Origin of the sequence: Rubrivivax sp. JA1026, from assembly GCF_011065555.1 — a bacterium.
GTDB classification, from domain to species: domain Bacteria; phylum Pseudomonadota; class Gammaproteobacteria; order Burkholderiales; family Burkholderiaceae_C; genus Rubrivivax; species Rubrivivax benzoatilyticus.
On the sequence record NZ_JAALCQ010000029.1, the window covers coordinates 1 to 321 of the forward strand.

A 321-nucleotide genomic window follows, 5' to 3' on the forward strand; every position below is an offset into this window, starting at 1 on the left:
TTGGCCTCGCAGATCCTGGGCATGCAGCTCGTCACCCACCAGACCGGCCCCGCAGGCCAGAAGGTGCGCCGGCTGCTGGTCGAGGAAGGCGCCGACATCCGGAAGGAGTACTACGTCGCCGCGCTGACCGACCGCGCGACGCAGAAGGTGGCGCTGATGGCGTCGTCCGAAGGTGGCATGGACATCGAGGAAGTGGCGCACGCCACGCCGGAGAAGATCCTGAAGGTCTTCGTCGACCCGCTCGTGGGCCTGACCGAGGCTCAGGCGCGTGAACTGGCCGTGGGCATCGGCGTGCCCGAAGCCAGCCAGGCGCAGGCGGTG

The 321-nt window shown here is 69.2% G+C and carries 1 protein-coding gene; it reads left to right on the forward strand.

What is annotated here, in order from left to right; translation table 11 throughout:
* Positions 1–321 (forward strand): ATP-grasp domain-containing protein (locus G5B56_RS19775; protein WP_310733817.1); only part of this gene is annotated, 321 nt, incomplete at both ends.